This window comes from Sagittula sp., from assembly GCF_052825245.1.
Genome location: NZ_JBRBWD010000061.1, coordinates 1 through 16,850, shown reverse-complemented (window position 1 = coordinate 16,850; position 16,850 = coordinate 1). Strand labels below are relative to the sequence as shown.

Annotated in this window: 17 protein-coding genes; 3 read left to right on the top strand and 14 right to left on the bottom strand. The window is 67.1% G+C overall.

What is annotated here, in order from left to right:
- Positions 1-22 precede the first annotated feature (22 nt).
- The 8 genes from ACU0DV_RS24445 to hmgA form a co-directional block, all read right to left on the bottom strand.
- Positions 23-442 (bottom strand): universal stress protein, encoded by a 420-nt coding sequence (locus ACU0DV_RS24445; RefSeq protein WP_446240575.1) that lies wholly within the window; start codon positions 440-442, stop codon positions 23-25.
- 379 nt (positions 443-821) lie between these two features.
- Complete coding sequence (locus tag ACU0DV_RS24440) at positions 822-1,010, bottom strand: DUF2783 domain-containing protein (protein WP_446240574.1); 189 nt, start codon at positions 1,008-1,010, stop codon at positions 822-824.
- Positions 1,011-1,015: 5 nt separating this feature from the next.
- Positions 1,016-2,638, bottom strand: a complete 1,623-nt coding sequence (locus ACU0DV_RS24435) for an FAD-dependent oxidoreductase (RefSeq protein ID WP_446240573.1) — start codon at positions 2,636-2,638, stop codon at positions 1,016-1,018.
- The gene (locus ACU0DV_RS24430) at positions 2,635-3,228 is read right to left on the bottom strand and encodes a DinB family protein (RefSeq protein WP_446240572.1); all 594 of its coding nucleotides are present in this window, start codon (positions 3,226-3,228) and stop codon (positions 2,635-2,637) included. Before ACU0DV_RS24430 ends, ACU0DV_RS24435 begins: the two co-directional genes overlap by 4 nt.
- Before the next feature lie 212 nt (positions 3,229-3,440).
- A complete protein-coding gene (locus ACU0DV_RS24425; RefSeq protein WP_446240571.1) occupies positions 3,441-4,391 on the bottom strand; it encodes an MBL fold metallo-hydrolase in 951 nt (316 codons plus the stop codon).
- A gap of 3 nt (positions 4,392-4,394) precedes the next feature.
- The gene (locus tag ACU0DV_RS24420) at positions 4,395-4,751 is read right to left on the bottom strand and encodes a glyoxalase (protein WP_446240570.1); all 357 of its coding nucleotides are present in this window, start codon (positions 4,749-4,751) and stop codon (positions 4,395-4,397) included.
- A gap of 6 nt (positions 4,752-4,757) precedes the next feature.
- Positions 4,758-6,017: a fumarylacetoacetase gene (fahA, locus tag ACU0DV_RS24415; RefSeq protein ID WP_446240569.1), complete on the bottom strand. Its 1,260-nt coding sequence runs from the start codon at positions 6,015-6,017 to the stop codon at positions 4,758-4,760.
- 94 nt (positions 6,018-6,111) lie between these two features.
- Entirely contained in the window at positions 6,112-7,467 is a 1,356-nt protein-coding gene (gene hmgA / locus ACU0DV_RS24410; protein WP_446240568.1) for a homogentisate 1,2-dioxygenase, read from the bottom strand.
- A gap of 107 nt (positions 7,468-7,574) precedes the next feature.
- Here hmgA and ACU0DV_RS24405 point away from each other — a divergent pair, with 107 nt between their 5' ends.
- On the top strand, positions 7,575-8,063 hold the full coding sequence (locus ACU0DV_RS24405; protein WP_100930029.1) for a MarR family winged helix-turn-helix transcriptional regulator: 489 nt from the start codon (positions 7,575-7,577) through the stop codon (positions 8,061-8,063).
- 206 nt (positions 8,064-8,269) lie between these two features.
- Here the strand turns inward: ACU0DV_RS24405 and arsJ are convergent, their stop codons facing one another.
- From arsJ to ACU0DV_RS24390, 3 genes are all read right to left on the bottom strand, one after another.
- Positions 8,270-9,526, bottom strand: a complete 1,257-nt coding sequence (arsJ, locus tag ACU0DV_RS24400) for an organoarsenical effux MFS transporter ArsJ (protein ID WP_446240567.1) — start codon at positions 9,524-9,526, stop codon at positions 8,270-8,272.
- 182 nt (positions 9,527-9,708) lie between these two features.
- Positions 9,709-10,707 (bottom strand): ArsJ-associated glyceraldehyde-3-phosphate dehydrogenase, encoded by a 999-nt coding sequence (locus ACU0DV_RS24395; protein WP_446240566.1) that lies wholly within the window; start codon positions 10,705-10,707, stop codon positions 9,709-9,711.
- Positions 10,704-11,552, bottom strand: a complete 849-nt coding sequence (locus ACU0DV_RS24390) for a metalloregulator ArsR/SmtB family transcription factor (RefSeq protein ID WP_446240565.1) — start codon at positions 11,550-11,552, stop codon at positions 10,704-10,706. The genes ACU0DV_RS24395 and ACU0DV_RS24390 overlap by 4 nt, the downstream gene beginning before the upstream one ends.
- A gap of 171 nt (positions 11,553-11,723) precedes the next feature.
- Here ACU0DV_RS24390 and ACU0DV_RS24385 point away from each other — a divergent pair, with 171 nt between their 5' ends.
- Complete coding sequence (locus ACU0DV_RS24385) at positions 11,724-12,680, top strand: zinc-binding metallopeptidase family protein (protein WP_446240564.1); 957 nt, start codon at positions 11,724-11,726, stop codon at positions 12,678-12,680.
- Positions 12,681-12,830: 150 nt separating this feature from the next.
- Here ACU0DV_RS24385 and ACU0DV_RS24380 read toward each other — a convergent pair whose 3' ends face one another.
- The 3 genes from ACU0DV_RS24380 to ACU0DV_RS24370 form a co-directional block, all read right to left on the bottom strand.
- A complete protein-coding gene (locus ACU0DV_RS24380; protein ID WP_100931022.1) occupies positions 12,831-14,231 on the bottom strand; it encodes a TRAP transporter large permease in 1,401 nt (466 codons plus the stop codon).
- Positions 14,232-14,295: 64 nt separating this feature from the next.
- Positions 14,296-14,928: a TRAP transporter small permease subunit gene (locus ACU0DV_RS24375; protein ID WP_100930024.1), complete on the bottom strand. Its 633-nt coding sequence runs from the start codon at positions 14,926-14,928 to the stop codon at positions 14,296-14,298.
- 79 nt (positions 14,929-15,007) lie between these two features.
- Positions 15,008-16,024 (bottom strand): C4-dicarboxylate TRAP transporter substrate-binding protein, encoded by a 1,017-nt coding sequence (locus tag ACU0DV_RS24370; RefSeq protein WP_370312365.1) that lies wholly within the window; start codon positions 16,022-16,024, stop codon positions 15,008-15,010.
- Positions 16,025-16,466: 442 nt separating this feature from the next.
- Between ACU0DV_RS24370 and ACU0DV_RS24365 the strand changes: the two genes are divergently transcribed.
- On the top strand, positions 16,467-16,850 hold a 384-nt coding region (locus tag ACU0DV_RS24365), incomplete at its 3' end, for an acetyl-coenzyme A synthetase N-terminal domain-containing protein (protein ID WP_446269812.1).

Below are 16,850 nucleotides of genomic sequence, written 5' to 3'. Positions count from 1 at the left end.
AGTCATGCCCGGCGGCCAGAGGTCAGTTGTCGCGCACCAGCAACACGCTGACGGAGGCGTGGCTGGCAAGGCTGCCGCCGTGCGACGGCCAGAAATAGTCCGCCACGTTGGGCGGATGCGACGCCATGATCACGAGGTCGGCGCCGATCTCTTCGACCGCCGCCAGAAGCTTGTCGTCCACGTCGACGGACGGGTCGTGGGCGACGACGGTATGCGCATGGGCCGAAATCCCATGCGTCTCGGCCTGCACCGCGGCAAAGTCGGCGAGCTTGCTCTTGAACTCTTCCGGCGTGTGTCCCTGCGGCCCGGGGGTGTTGCCCGTCACCGAGACGTAGGTCACCGGGCAGCCGTGGTGCTTGGCCTCTGCCGCAGCGACGTCGAGCGCCTTTTGCAGCTTGTCCAGGTGCCCCAGGTCCACCGGAATCATGATGTGTCGGAACATGTCGTCACCCCTCTCGTCGATCCGATTGTTTCTTGGCGCCGAAGCGCGAACCCGACGCTGCGTAAAGTGCCGGGTGTCTGCCAGTCTGGCCGCCTGTTTCGCCAAGCAAGCGCACAGGCGCGCCGTTTCCGGTCGGTTTGCGACACGCGGCCGCATCTGTTTGCGGCACTATCATGTCGCAATCGGCACCCACGGACAACCGAACTCCGGGAAAACTATGTGCTTGACGGGGTTTGAACGGGAATTATCTGCCCCGGTGGCCGGGCCGGCCGGGGTTCGAAATCCCCTTTTCGGGGCCTGTGCCGGTTGTTTCCGGTCACGGCCCCGGCAGGATGTCCGGCGCGGTCAATCCACGCCGGACAGCAGCACGGTCTGCGGATCAGCCCGCCGCGCGGGCCGCCTGCAGGGCCTCGCGCAGGACCCCGCGGTCGCCCACGTGGTTCGCCAGCAGCAGGATCAGCCGCGCGTTCAGCGCCGCGCTCTCCTCGTCGGACAGGCCCTCGTGGATCTGGATCAGCTCGGCGTAGAACTCGTCCGGCGCCTCGATGTTCGGACTGGTGTTCAGCATCGCCCTCACTCCTTCCCGCAGGCGCGGCGCAGCGCCGCGCGCACCCGTGCCTCGTCATAGCTGTCCCAGCGCGCCACCACATGCTGGTCCGGGCGGATCAGGTAGACCGCGCTCCCTGCCGTGCCCATGTACCGCTCCGCCAGTGCGCCGCTGGAATCGTCCGCCGCCGAAAGCGCAACGCGCGCCACCTCCACGCCATCCTCGGTCAGGGTCTCCGGCGCCTCCGCATCCAGCGTCAGCAGCACGAACCGTCCGCCCAATGCGCCCAGCAGATAGCCGTTGCCCATCGGCGCATCGGGACAGGGGCTGCCGGGGCGCGTCCTCTGCGGTCCGCCCGCCAGCCCGTCCTCGCCGGTCAGCGACAGCCCGTCATAGGTGCAGGGCACCGACAGCCGCCCGGAGTTGACCAGCGGCCGGGCAAAGGCGTGATGCTCCGCCAGCGACAGCACGGCATTGCGGAACAGGTGCGAGGTCTTGGTCTTCGGCGTGATGAAATCCGTCGCGCGGGTCGAGTTCAGGATGTTCTCGTCCGCCCCGAAGCGGCGCTCCTCGTCGTAGCTGTCCAGCAGCCGGTCCGGTGCCTCGCCCCGGATCACCATGCCCAGCTTCCAGCCGAGGTTGTCGGCGTCCTGCATCCCGGAATTGGCGCCGCGCGCGCCGAAGGGCGACACCTGGTGCGCCGAGTCCCCGGCGAACAGCACCCGCCCGTGGCGGAACTGCTTCATCCGTCTGCACTGGAAGGTGTAGATCGAGGTCCAGACGATCTCGTACTCCACGCCGCCCAGGAAGGCATCCAGCCTGCGGCGGACGTTCTCTTCCTTCAGCTCCTCCTTGCGGTCCACGTCCCAGCCGATCTGGAAGTCCACCCGCCACACGTCGTCCGGCTGCTTGTGCAGAAGCGTCGAGGCCCCCGCCCCATGCGTCGGCTCGAACCAGAACCAGCGTTCGGTCGGGAAGGCCTCGCCCAGCATGCGGATATCGGCGATCAGGAAGCTGTCCTCGAAGACGCGCCCCTCGAAGTCCAGACCCATCATGCTCCGCAAGGGCGAGCCCGCACCGTCGCAACCGATCAGCCAGTCCGCCTCGATGGTGTAGGGACCGTCGGGCGTGGTGATCTGCAGCACCGCGTGATCGTCCTTCACCTCGACGCTGTCGACGCGGTTGCGGCCGCGCAGCTCGATGGGGGCACCCGCCGCCTGCGCCTCGCGCACGCGCTCGACAAGGAACTTCTCGAAATAGGGCTGCTGGAGGTTGATGAAGGCAGGGAAGCGGTGCCCTTCCTCCGGCAGGAGGTTGAACTCGAACACCTTGCGGTCCTCGTGGAACACCTTGCCGAGGTTCCAGACCACGCCCTTGTCGAGCATCGGCTGCGCGCAGCCGTAGCGGTCCGCGATCTCGAGGCAGCGTTTGGCAAAGCAGATGGCGCGCGACCCCTGCCCGATCCCCTCGTGGTCGTCCAGCACCACCACCGGGATGCCCTGCAGCCCGAGGTCGAGCGCCGTGGCCACCCCGATGGGACCGCCGCCCATGATGACCACCGGATGGCGCACCGGCGCGTCGGCGTCCTGATCGGCTGACCGTTCGTAGGGATACAGCCTGAACGCAAGCTGGTAGCGGTCATGTATCATCGTCTCTCCTCCCCTTGGCGGGCCTCAGCCGCGCCTGTCCCCCAAGCCCTGTCCCACCACGCCTGCGCCGAAGGCACACGGCCATAATCAAGGTGGAAATCGTCAAGCTGCGGCGGAGCGATCCCCGCCGCCAGTATCATCGTGTGCGCCTGCCCCCGGTGGTGAACCTGATGCTGGAACAGGTGCAGCAGCAGGGCGGCGATGGTCTCCTGCACCTGGCCGCCCGGGCGCTGCATGGTGATGGTGCGCCCGAGGTCGTCGCCGGTCAGCCCCTCGCAGAACCCGATCAGCCGCAGGTCCGCCGCCGCCTGTTCCTGTGCCAGACCGGCAACCGAGGAAACCTCGGGACGGTCGCGCAGGGTGTAGCCCAGCCCGCCCTCCTGCATCGCGTCGAGGTAGAACAGGTCGACCAGCAGGATGTGGTTCAGCGTGGCCTTGAGCAAGGGAAAGAAGCCGGGGCGCGGCGCAGCGAACGCCTCGTCCGAAAGGCCCGAGATGGCCTCCAGCAGCACCTCGTTGGCCCATGCGTTGTTCAGCGCCATCACGCGCCACGGGTTCTCTGCCGATAGGTTCACGCCCGCATCCGACATGCCACGCCCTCTCCCTGACCGCTCTGGCCCGGGCGCTGCCCTCCGATGGACCGCAACCCGCACCGAGCCATTTTACAAAGACCGCCCGTACCGTTACCGGCACCCCGCCAATGCTCTGCCCGGCTGCGCCGGACCGGCGCCTTGCCGGGGCTTTGCCCGTTCGCGCAATGGACCGTCCACCGGACGGTCCACCGGCTGCGCAGGATCGGCGCTCACCCCTGAAGGGCGTTCCACATTTCCTTGTCGCGAGCGGCAGTCCAGACGCGCGGCGTGTCGATGCCGCGGGCCTCGTCGTAGGCGCGCGCCACGTTGAACGGCAGGCAGTGCTCGTAGATCGCGTAGTCCGAGAACTTCGGATCGCAGGCTTCGCGCACCGCGTCCCATGCCTCTTTCAGGGAGCCACCCCGGCCCACCACCTTCTGCACCGGCTTGTAGGTCGAGCGGACGAAGTCGGCGGTGTTCTCGATGGCGGTCGCCACCATCTCCTCGCCGACCAGCGCGTCGCCACGGCCCGGAGCGATCGCCTTGGGCTCGTAGGCGGCGATGTTCATCAGCGTGTCTTCCCAGTCGCCGTAATGCCCGTCGCCGCAGTAGCAGGCGGAGCGGTATTCCACGATGTCGCCGGTGAACATGACCTCCTGATCCGGCACCCAGATCACCGCGTCCCCCGCGGTATGCGCGCGGCCCAGGTGCATGATGTCGACGCGGCGGTTACCGAGGTAGACGGTCATCGCCTCGGAAAACGTCGTGGTCGGCCAGGTGAGCCCCGGGATTTCCTCGTGCCCCTGGAACAGGCGCGGGAAGCGGTCGAATTCGCTGTCCCAGTCCTCCTGCCCGCGCTCCGCCACCATGGCGCGCGCGGTGTCGGACATGATGACCTCCCGCGCGCCATAGGCCGAGGCACCCAGCACGCGCACCGCGTGGTAATGCGTCAGCACGAGGTGGCTGATCGGCTTGTCGGTGACCTCGCGGACATGCTCGATCACCTTCCGTGCGAGGCGCGGCGTCGCCTGTGCCTCGACGATCATCACGCTGTCGTCGCCGATGATCACGCCGGTGTTGGGGTCGCCCTCGGCGGTGAAGGCATAAAGCCCCTCGCCCACCTGCGTGAAGCTCGTCTTCTTTTCCCCCATGTCGCCTGCGGAGGCGAATGCCTTGGCCATATCTCAGTCCTCTTCCAGAAATTCCAGGCGGTTGCCGAAGGGGTCCTCGGTAAAGAACCTCCGGCGTCCCGCGATGTCGTCGTCCCATTTCACCGGGCGCCCCGCCTCGGACAGCGCCGTTGCCAGCCTGTCGATGCCGGGCACCCGCAGGCCGGGATGGGCCTTGCGGGCCGGGGCGAAGCCGGGCTCCACGCCCAGGTGCAGCTCTGCCCCGTCGAGCGCGAACCAGACCCCGCCCCGCGCCTTCAGCGCCTCGGGCCTCTCCAGCTCGGCCAGCCCGATCAGCCCGCTCCAGAAGGCGCGCGCCTCTGCCTCCCCGCCCTCGGGCATGGCAAGCTGGATATGATCGAGCGCCGCCATGCCGTCTTACCGCGCGTAGGGATCGTCGAGCGCGGGCAGCACCTTGCCGGTGCAGGCGCCAAATCCGACGCGGTAGCCGTCGCCCTGCGCGTGACCGCGCAGGGTCAGCGTGTCGCCGTCCTCGATGAAGCTGCGCGTCTCGCCGGTGTCGAGCGTGACAGGCTCCTTGCCGCCCCAGCTCAGTTCCAGCAGCGCCCCGCGTGCGCCCTTCTCCGGCCCGGAGATCGTCCCCGATCCCAGAAGGTCGCCGGTGTTCATCGGGCAGCCGGAGGTGGTGTGATGCGCAAGCTGCTGCGCGGACGAATAGTACATCACGTTGTAGTTCGTGCGGGCGATCACCGTCTCGGCCTTGCCTTCGGGCGCGAGGCCCACCTCCAGCGCGATGTCGTAAAGCATCGGCCCCGGCTCCTCCAGGTAGTCGAGCAGCGGGCGCTCCCGCTCCGGCGTGGAACAGCGGAACGGCTCCAGCGCGGCCTTGGGGACGATCCACGGTGAGATCGACGTGGCCGTGGCCTTGGCCTGGAACGGCCCAAGCGGCTGGTATTCCCACGCCTGGATGTCGCGCGCCGACCAGTCGTTCAGCAGCACGTAGCCAAAGATCATCGAGTCCGCCTCCGCCACCGTTACCGGGCGGTCGGACGGGGTGCCGACGATGGCGCCCATCTCAAGCTCGATGTCGAAGCGCTTGCAGGGCGCAAAGACCGGCAGATCCGCATCCGGCGCCTTGAGCTGTCCCCAGGGACGGCGCACGTCGGTCCCCGACACCACGACCGAGGACGCCCGCCCGTTGTAGCCGATGGGGATCGACAGCCAGTTCGGCGGCAGCGCGTTCTCCGGCCCGCGGAACATCGTGCCGACATTGGTGGCGTGATGCTTGCCGGCGTAGAAATCGGTGTATTCGGCGACGGTGAAGGGCATCAGCATCTCGGTCCCGGCCATCGGAACCATGTAGTCGACAAGCGCCTCCGCATCCGGCGCATCCTCTGCCAGCAGGTCGGTGATGCGCGCCCGGAACGCCGCCCATGCGGCGGGGCCCAGCGTCATGAACTCCGTCCAGTCGCCGTAGAAGAAGATCTCTTCCTCGTCCTCCATCTGGACAAGGCCGTCCTGCTCCATCCGTGTGACGTCGAGGATCATATCTCCGATCCCGACCCCGCAGTGCGGCTCCCCCTCGTCCGAGCGGAAGCTGCCGTACGGCAGGTTGTTCAGGGGAAATTCGCAGTCGGGGGCGTTCGCCGCCTCGACCCAGCTTCGCTTCAACGGCATGCCGTCTCCATTCGCTTGGTGTTGCCTTGGACCGGACGTGATCCGGGGGTGCCGCGCCGCGAAGGCGCGGCGGGGGCAGCGCCCACACCCTCACCTATTTCTTCCCGGGCGTGCCGTCGAACTTCTTCTCGAGGCTTTCCCAGCAGTCGATGTAATCGTCCTGCAGCGGCGCCTCCTGCCCGGCGAAGGCGGTGAGGTGCTGCGGGAAACGGGTCTCGAACATGAAGGACATGGTGTTGTCCAGCTTCTCCGCCTTCAGCTCGGCGTTCGACGCGCCCTCGAAGGCGTTCCGGTCCGGGCCGTGCGGCAGCATCATGTTGTGCAGGCTCATGCCCCCGGGGACGAAGCCCTGCGGCTTGGCGTCGTACTGGCCGTAGATGTTGCCCATCAGCTCGGACATGATGTTCTTGTGATACCACGGCGGGCGGAAGGTGTTCTCGGCCACCATCCAGCGTTCGCGGAACAGGACGAAGTCGATGTTGGCCGTCCCCGGCACGCCGGAGGGCGCCGTCAGGACAGTGAAGATCGATGGGTCCGGATGGTCGAAGAGGATCGCGCCGACCGGGCAGTAGGTGCTGAGGTCGTACTTGTAGGGCGCGTAGTTGCCGTGCCACGCCACCACGTCCAGCGGCGACTGCGCGATCTGCGTCTCGTGGAACTGGCCGCACCACTTGATCGTCAGGGTCGAGGGCACCTCGCGGTCCTCGAAAGCCGCCACCGGCGCCTTGAAGTCGCGCGGGTTGGCAAGGCAGTTGGCGCCGATCGGGCCGCGCCCGGGCAGCTCGAACTTCTGGCCGTAGTTCTCGCACACGAACCCGCGGCACGGTCCTTCGAGCACCTCGACACGGTAGACGAGCCCGCGCGGAAGGATCGCGATCTCCTGCGGCGCGATGTCGATGATGCCGAGTTCCGTGCAGAAGCGCAGCCGCCCTTCCTGCGGGACGACCAGCAATTCACTGTCCGCGCTGTAGAAATACGCGTCCACCATCGACTCGGTCACGAGGTAGATATGGGCCGCCATGCCGACCTGGGTGTTCACGTCGCCCGCCGTCGTCATCGTCCGCATGCCGGTGAGCCAGGTGTAGCCCTCCTGGCTGTAGGGCACCGGGTCCCAGCGGTACTGGCCGAGGCTGGTGACATCCTCCACCACGTTCGGCGCGCTCTTCCAGTACGGCAGGTCGATCTTCGCGTAGCGGGTGGAATGCTTGACCGAGGGCCGGATGCGGTAAGTCCAGGTCCGCTCCGGCGGGTTCGCGGTGAAGGCGGTGCCGGAGAGCTGCTCGCCATAAAGGCCGTAGTTGCACTTCTGCGGGCTGTTCATGCCCTGCGGCAGCGCGTCGGGCAGCGCCTCCGTCTCGAAATCGTTGCCGAAGCCCGGCATGTAGCCTTCGTGCGTGCCGACGCCCTGCGGCGCGCGGACCATCCCCTTGGGCAGTTCGAAACGTGTCATGACTCTCCTCCCCGGTGACCATGTAGCGGTTGGCGACATAATCGTTGCATTTGCAATGAAGTCAACCCTATTGTTGTGGAGAAGACCCACCTTTGCGGGAGAGGCCGATGAAAGACAGACCCAACCCCGGTGCGCCGCAGGCCGCGGCGCTGCCCGATTTCGACCTCGCGCGGTTCACCCCCTACCGGCTGGCAGTGGCGGCGGAGCGCACGTCGGAGGAACTGGCCCGCCAGTACCGGACCCGCTTCGGCATCTCGATCCCGGAATGGCGGGTGCTGGTCCACCTCGCCCAGCCGCTCGACGGGGCGGAAACGGTCTCGGTCCGCGACATCGAGGCGCGTGTGGCGATGGAGAAGTCCAAGGTCAGCCGCGCGGCCACCCGGCTGGAAACCTCCGGCCTGATCGAGAAGGCGCAGGACGCCAGCGACCGGAGGCTGGTCCGGCTGGCCCTGACCGACAAGGGCCGCGCGATGATGGCCGAACTGCTGCCGCTGGCGCTGGCCTACCAGCAGGAGATCGAGGCCCGGCTGGCGGAGGCCTTCGCTGGTCTCGAGGCGGGGCTGGAGGCGCTTCTGAACGAGGTTTCGGATCGCTGACGCGATCCGACCGGCGCTCGCTTTGCTCGCGCAGGGGGCTGACTTGGGCGGGCGTAGCACCGGTTTGCGCGGCTTGCCTGCATGTGCGCTTCGCACGGGGGCTCTGCCCCCGAACCCCCGAGGTATTTGGGCCAAGATGAAGGGAGGGCCTTGCCCTGTGGCTTTCGGCTTTCGGGCAAAGCCGGCCGGCGGCGGCCGCTGTGCGTTCAGGGCGCCCTGAGTTTTGACGCGCCGAACGCGCTGAGCGCCACCATGACCGCCGCCGTGCCGAGGCAGGCAGGCAGGCCGCCCCACTGGTAGCTGAGCCCCGACAGCAGCGTGCCGAGGAGGCGTCCGGCGGCGTTTGCCATGTAGTAGAAGCCCACGTCCATGGTCACCCGCTCGCCCTTCGAGAAGGCGAGGATCAGGTAGCTGTGCAGCGCGGAATTGACGGCGAAGATGGCTCCGAATGCGAGAAGGCCCGCGATCAGGGTTGCCGTCAGCCAGGGTGCGGGCGCCCCGGCGAGCGCCACGAGGAGCGCCAGGGACAGCGGCACAGGCACCAGCGCCAGCGCCCAGCCCCGGGCTGCCATGACGATCTCGGCCTCAGGACGGGAGGCCGCGCGCAGGGCCTTCGGCGCCCAGGCCTGCACCGCACCGTAGAGGATGGTCCAGACCGCCATGAAGCTGCCGATGGTGAAGAAGGCGGCGCGGTTGCCCGCCTCCGTCCCGTCCGACAGGACCGCGTAGAAGTAGACCGGGATGCCCACCACGAACCACACGTCGCGCGCACCGAACAGGAAGACCCGCGCCGCCGAGAGCCGGTTCACGTTGCGGTCCTTCGAGAAGACCTCACGGAACTTCGCGCCCTTCCTGCCCGCGGGCAGGCCCGGCGGCATCCTCAGCGCCACGGCGGCGAGGATCAGGGCCAGCACCGCCGCCATGCCCCAGACCGATGCCTTGAAACCCGCCAGTGCCAGAAGCGCCGCCCCCAGCAGGAAGCCCAGCCCCTTCACCGCGTTCTTCGAGCCGGTCAGCACCGCGACCCAGCGGAAGAGGCCGCCCTGGCCCTTGGGCGCCAGCACCTTGACCGCCGATTTCGCCGACATCTTGGACAGGTCCTTTGCCACCCCCGAAAGGCCCTGCACCGCCATCACGTAGGCGACCGAGGCGCCGAGACCCCATGCGGGATCGAGCTGCGCCAGCGCCACAAGCGCCACGACCTGCAGGCCGAGCCCCGCGTAGAGCGTCGATGTCAGGCCGAAGCGCGCGGCGATCCAGCCGGCCGAGAGGTTCGTCACGATGCCCGCCACCTCGTAGAGCAGGAACAGGTAGGCCAGTTGCACCGCGCTGAAGCCCAGCGTGTGGAAATGCAGGAGCACCAGCATCCTGAGCGCGCCATCGGTCAGCATGAAGGCCCAGTATGCCGCCGTGACGGCGATATAGGCGGCAAGGCCCTGCGGCGCTGCGGTGGCTGTGCTCATGGCCTCGGGTCCGCCGCTGGGTCCGCGTATCTGATGTGGAGGGCAACGCCTGCGACGGCACGGCGAATGGCGTGGCGCCGCAGACTGGCGCCGCCGGTCATGCGGGCCATCTGTCCGGCGGCAGGCACGGCAAGGGGAAGGAGAGCGGGCATGAGGATCCTTTCAGACGGGCAAGCGCGCGATCACAGGCTTTTGCCCACCATCATCGCCACATCCGCCAGCCGGTGCGCGTAGCCCCATTCGTTATCGTACCACGCGTAGATCTTCACCTGCGTGCCGTTCACCACCATGGTCGACGGCGCATCCACGATGGAGGACCGCGCGTCGTTCACGTAGTCGCAGCTCACCAGCGGACGCTCCTCGTAGCCGAGGATGCCCTTCAGCGGCCCCTCCGCCGCGGCCTTGAAGAGGGCGTTGGCCTCCTCGACCGTAGTGGCGCGCTCCACCTCGAACACGCAGTCCGTCAGCGAAGCGTTGAGCAGCGGCACGCGCACCGCATGGCCGTTCAGGCGGCCCTTCAGCTCCGGGTAGATGAGCGTGATCGCTGTGGCCGAGCCGGTGGAGGTGGGGATCAGCGAGTTCAGGGCCGAACGCGCGCGGCGCAGGTCCTTGGCCGGGCGGTCCACGATGGTCTGGGTGTTGGTCACGTCGTGGATGGTGGTCATGGAACCATGGCGGATGCCCAGCCCCTCGTGGATCACCTTCACCACCGGGGCGAGGCAGTTGGTCGTGCAGGAGGCCGCCGTGACGATGCGGTGCACCTCCGGGTCGTAGGTCGCATCGTTCACGCCCATGACGATGTTGGCGGCGTTGCCGTCCTTCACCGGGGCGGAGACCACGACCTTCTTCACCCCGCGCTCGAAATAGGGGGCGATCCGGGCCTCGGTCTTGAAATACCCGGTGCAGTCGATGACCACGTCCACGCCCTCCAGCGGCAGGTCCTCCAGCGTCTTCGCCGCATGGACCGGCAGGCGCACCCCGTCGACGGTGATGCTGTCCGCGTCGGAAGAGATACGGGCATCCCAGCGCCCGTGCACGGTGTCGAACTCCAGCAGATGCGCGTGCATCGCCGGGTCGCCCACGGCATCGTTGATCCAGGCGATCTCCGCCCCGGCCTCCAGCAGCGGCTTCAGCACCAGTTTTCCCATCCGGCCTAGGCCGTTCAGCGCGTATACGGTCATGTCGTCTCTTCCATGGTGCGTCCGATGTCGTCGATCCGCGCCTGCAGCGCGACCCGGTCCAGCGTGCCCATCGGCAGGGCGGCGAAGGCGGCGATCCGGTTCTTCAGCGCGCCGTAGACCTGCTGGAAGGCCAGCCTGCGCTCCGCCTCCGTGCCCGTGGCCTTCACCGGGTCGGGCTGCCCCCAGTGACCGGACATCGGCTGACCGGGCCACGGCGGACATTCCTCGTTCGCGGCCGTGTCGCAGACCGTGAACACGAAATCCATCTTCGGCGCCCCCTCGCCCTGGAACTCCGAGATATGTTTGGAACGCAGCGGCGAGATGTCATGCCCCTTCGCCGCCAGCAGCGCCACGGCGTGGGGGTTCAGCTCCGACTGCGGGCGGGTCCCGGCCGAGAAGACCTCGAACCGGTCGCCTGCCATCTCGCGCAGCAGCGTCTCGGCAAAGATCGACCGGGCGGAGTTGCCGGTGCATATGAACAGCACGTTCCACTTGCGCGTCTTATGGTCCGTCATGAACGGGTCCTCCCCCGACAGGTTGAAACAGATGTCGCCGCGGCCACGGCAGCAGTCGGCGACGAGAAAACTCACCAGCCGCCCCGATCCGCCGGTGTCCGCGGCATAAAGGAGCGATGTGCCCTGCCGATCCTGCGTCACGAGCCCCGCCTGCCGAAGCTGCGCCAGGGCCGCCGACAAGGACGACGGCGGCATCCCGAGCGCCTCTGCCAGGTCGCCCGCCGGCACGCGGTCCGGGTAACGCCGCATCAGCAGCCGAAACAGCGACAGCCGCTTCGGATGGGCGAGCGCGGTGAGTTGCGCGAGGTGGATGTGATCGGCTGATTCCATATTTCCAGAATATTGGAATTAATAGCGTTCGGCAAGTGCTTTTGTGCCCGTTTCGCCGCTCCATCGGCAAAACGCCGGGACCGAAACCTCTGGCCCGAACGATGTGCACCGCCTATGGAACCGGGGTCGGAACCGCGCGTTGAGCGGCGCCAAGCAATCAGAGAGTCCGCGATGCGCGTTTTCCATTGCCCCAACTGCGGGGCCGACGTCTTCTTCCACAACACCGCCTGCGGCTGTGGCCAGACCGTCACCTTCGACCCGGACACGCAGACCATGCTGGCCGACGCGGCGTTCTGCGCGAACCGCGAAGAGATCGCCTGCAACTGGAAGGCAGAGGACGGCCCGCTTTGCCGCGCCTGCGCCATGACGGAGACGGTGCCCGACCTGCGCGAACCCGACAACCTGCCGCTCTGGGAGCGCAGCGAACATGCCAAGCGCTGGGTGATCGCCAACCTCGTGCGCTGGGGCTGGTTCACGCCGCAGGACACCGGCGCGCGGCCGGTCTTCAAGATGCTGTCCGAGCAGACCGCCACCGGCGAGGCGGATGTCATCATGGGCCATGCCGACGGCGAGATCACCATCAACGTGACCGAAGCCTCCGACGCCGTGCTGGCCGACCGGCAGGAACGCTTCGGCGAGCTTTACCGCACGATGATCGGCCACATGCGCCACGAGATCGCGCATTTCCTGTTCCTGCGGCTGTCCGAGGATCCGGCCTTCGCCGACAGTTTCCGCGCGCGGTTCGGCGACGAACGGGCGGACTACGGCGAAGCGCTGAAAGAGCATTACGCCAATCCCAAGTCGCCCGACGGCACGCATATCACCGCCTACGCCACCGCCCATCCGCATGAGGACTGGGCCGAGACGATCGCGCATCTCCTGCACCTCACCGACCTTCTGGACAGCGCGGCCTCGACCGGCCTGTCCCTGCCGAGCGGGCCGCCGCAGGGATACGACGCCTATCTCGAAACGGACACGGAGGTGCTGCTGACGCTCGCCGTGGACCTGACCATCGCCATGAACCACGTGAACCGGGCGCTGGACCTGCCGGACCTCTACCCCTTCGTGCTGACGCCCGAGGTGCGCGACAAGCTGGCCTTTGCCCACGGCGCGGTGCGGCTGACCTGAGGCGCCAGCGCGCGCGTGTCGCCCGCGCTGGAGTTACCGGATCCGGGCCTGTCGCCCCTGCCTTGCCGGCAGCACGGGCGACAGGCTTTGAAAAGGTATTTTTGCCAAGATGAAGGTGGGGGCCGGTGCCTTGCGGTGCGGTCCGGGCACTCAGGCCAGCGATGGCAGCCAGAGCACGATCCACGGGAAGGTGACCAAGAGCGCGATGGTGATGGCGTCGGCCACGAAGAAGGGCGTCACCCCGCGGAACACGTCCTGCACGGAAAGCTCCGGCCGCACGCCCGCCACCACGAAGCAGTTCAGCCCGATGGGCGGCGTGATCAGGCAGAACTCCGCCATCTTGACCACGAGGATGCCGAACCAGATCGCGCACATCGTGCCGTTCATGCCAAAGGCGCTGTCGGCGGCAGAGACGGTTTCCCCGCCGTTCAGCGCCATGACCGCCGGGTAGACCACCGGCAGGGTCAGGAGAAGCATGCCGATGGCGTCCATGAACATGCCCAGCACTGCATAGGCCAGAAGGATGCACACCAGGATCAGGAGCGGCGGGTACTGCAGCGACGAGATCCAGTCCGCGAAGGCGGAGGGCAGATCGGCGAAGCCCAGGAACCGCACGTAGATCAGCACGCCCCAGATGATGGTGAAGATCATGATCGAAAGCTTCGCCGTCTCGACCAGCGCGTCCATCAGCTCGGGCAGGCGCATGCCGCGCCAGACCGCCATGAGGAAGACGATGAAGGCCCCGATGGCGCCGCCCTCGGTGGGCGTGCCCCAGGCGTCGCCGCCGAAGGGGTTGTAGACGAAGAAGATGATGATCACGACCACCGCCACGATGGGCAGCGCCGGCGGCAGGCTGGCGAAGCGCTGGCGCCATGTGAAGCCGCCCACCGGCGGCCCGAAGCCCTTGATCACCAGCGCCATGCCGACGATCAGCAGACCGTAGATGATCGCCGAGAAGACACCGGGAATGAACCCCGCCAGCAGCAGCTTGCCCACGTCCTGCTCGACGATGATGGCGTAGATCACGAGGATCGCCGAGGGCGGGATCAGCGAGGCCAGCGTGCCGCCCGCCGCCACGACACCCGCCGCGAAGCGCTTGTCGTAGCCGATCTTCAGCATCTCGGGGATGGCGATGCGGGCAAAGACCGCCGCCGTCGCGACCGAGGCCCCCGACACCGCCGCAAAGCCCGCCGTCGCGAAGACGGTGGAGACGGCCAGCCCGCCCGGCACCCAGGCGATCCAGCGTTTCGCCGCCTCGAAGAGCGCGCGGGTCAGCCCCGCGTAGTAAGCGAGGTAGCCGATCAGGATGAAGGTCGGGATCAGGCTCAGCGCCTGGCTGGCCACCTTGCCGTGCGGCACCTGCCCCGCGGTCTTTACCGCCACCCCCAGCGCCCAGCCGAATTCCTCCGGGTCGTAGCCCTTCTTCGACCAGAAGATCCAGATCAGCCCGACAAGCCCGGCCATGGCCGCGGCAAAGGCTACGCGCATGCCCAGAACGACCAGAACCAGCATCCCGCCGGTCACCCACAACCCGATTTCGATTGAGGTCATTTCCATGCGTTCAAGGCCCCGCGGATCGTTGGAAGGCGCCCGTCAGGGCGGCGCGTGCGGCCCGTCATGCGTCGTGCCCCTGCATGTGGTCGGCCTCTGCCCGCGCCTGTTCCGCGGCGGTCTGGACCAGCGGCACAGCCACCGGCCGCTCGATCCCCAGGACGAAGGCCCGCCCGAAGCCCCAGAGCTGCAGCAGCAACCGCAGGCTGATGACCGAGAAGGCCACCGGCACCACCAGCTTGGCCGGCCAGATCGGCAACCCGATGTCGATGGAGGAATCCCGGCTCCAGTTCGGCTTCGTCATGTCGAAGGAGCGGTCGAAATGCGCCCAGGTCCCCCAGACCAGCAGCACCATCAGCACCAGCACGAGCAGCGTCGTCAGGAACTCCGCCAGCCACAGCGCCCGCCCGCCAAGCGCGCCGACGAGGATGTCCATCCGGATGTGCCCGCCCTGCCGCTGCACGTAGGAGATGCCGAAAATCGCGATCACCGGCATCGCCGCCTGGATCCAGTCGACGTAGCCGCGGAGCGGTTCGTTGAACAGGTTGCGCCCGCCGACCGACCAGACCGCCAGCAGCATCAGGGAAAAGGCGCCGAGGCCCGAGATAAAGGCCATGCCCCATTCGAGCTTCAGCAAGGCCCGGTCGAGCCGGGACAGGAGACTGCCGTCTTCAAGGACCGATGCACTGCCGGCCATGCGCCCTCCCTCGGGAAACGGGGTGCTGTTTCAGGAAACGGAAAAGGGTCCGGACACCCCTGCGCCCGGACCCGAAACGTCAATTGCTGGCGCGCGCCTCTTCGAGGGCCGTGCCGACGAGGTCATAGAGCTCCTGCGCCGGAAGGCCCTGCGCGGACATCTCCTCGATCCAGGCGTCGCGGATCGGTGCGCCGCCGACCTCGCGGAACTTTGCCAGCTCCTCGTCCGAGATCATCACCTTCTCGACGCCCTTCTCTTCCAGGACCGCGTCCCACTGCTTCAGCAGCTCGCCGTAGTTCTCGAGGTAATAGGCGATCGCCTCCTCGACGGAGCTGTCGAGCGCCTCGCGCTCCGCATCGCTCAGCGACTCGTAGGCGTCGATGTTGACCACCACGGGGCAGTTGACGGTGCCCGGGTTCAGGTTGGCCGTCCACCAGTCCGCCTGGTTGATCGTGCCGAAACTCAGGTGCGCGTGCTGCGCAAAGGCCACCGTGTCGACAACGCCGGATTCCATCGCCTGGTACGCCTCCGACGAGGTCACGGAGGTCGGAACGCCGCCCACAGCCGTGAACGCCTTGCCCAGGCCGCCGGTCGCGCGCACCCGCATGCCGTCGAATTCGGCCACCTCGTCGCGCGGTTCTCCGGTGCCGACGAGGTTGTACTGCGGCATCGGCGAGGTCATCAGCATCTTGGCGTTCCACTGCGCCATTTCCTCCGCGACCGCGGGGTGGTCGTAGACCGCGTGGCTGACCGCCACCTCCTCGTCGAGGTTCGACACACCGAGGAACGGCAGCTCCAGCACGGTGATCGCGCGGTTCTTGTCCGGGTGGTAGCCCGCGCAGAACTGCGCCATCTCGAAGGCGCCGATGCTGATCCCGTCGAGGTTCTCGGTGTTCTTCGACAGGCCGCCGTAGCTGATGTTCATGGTGAATTCGCCGCCGGTCTTCTCCTCAACCAGCTCGGCCAGCTTGTGGATGTGCTCGGTGAACGCGCGCCGTTTGCCCCAGACCGAGACGTTCCATTCGGTCGCCGCAGCCTCGCTGGCAATGCTCAGCGCCAGCGCCGAGACGCAGATCTTCGTCATCATTTTGGACATGTCATCCTCCCCTTATGTGATGGCGATTTGGTCCGCTCTGACCCCGAGCCTAGTGAAACAGGGACAGGGCGCAACCCTCTAGCTGCCGCGAAAGTCCCATCGGGAGAGAATCGCCCCTGACGCCCGTTAGCGGTATACATCCGCATACCGCATCGTTTTGTCACACCCGCCCCCTGGGCCCGCGCACGGCCATGCCGGGTATCGCCACCTGCAACACCCGCCTGCCGCGAATGAGGGCTCATCCAGATAAATCAGGGGTGTTAGCGCCCTGACGGCAAAATTATTTACAGATTGTCATGCCATTTTCTACAGGCTTTACACAAAAATCTTTATTTAAATGGATGTTATGGAAAAATTTTCGGTTCGCGGTATTGTGCCTTCATTCGCGGTGACCCAACGGAATGCCGTGTCTGAAATGCTTCTTTTGGAGGGGAGGACATCCATGAACGACCACGCTCAACCATCCGCCGCCACGTATCCGCCGTCGTCCGAGGTGGTGTCGCGCGCGCATGTGGATGCGTCGAAGTACGAGGCGATGTATGCGGCCTCCGTTTCCGATCCGGATGCGTTCTGGGCGGAGCAGGCAGAGCGCCTGGAGTGGATGAAGCGGCCGACCGAGATCCGCAACGTCGACTTCACCCTGGGCCAGGTCTCGATCGAGTGGTTCCGGGACGGCACGCTGAATGTCGCGGCCAACTGCGTCGACCGCCATCTCGAGACCCGCGGCAACCAGACCGCCATCATCTTCGAGCCCGACGACCCGAACGAACAGGCGCAGTCGATCTCCTACAACGACCTGCACCGCCGCGTCTGCCGGATGGCCAAC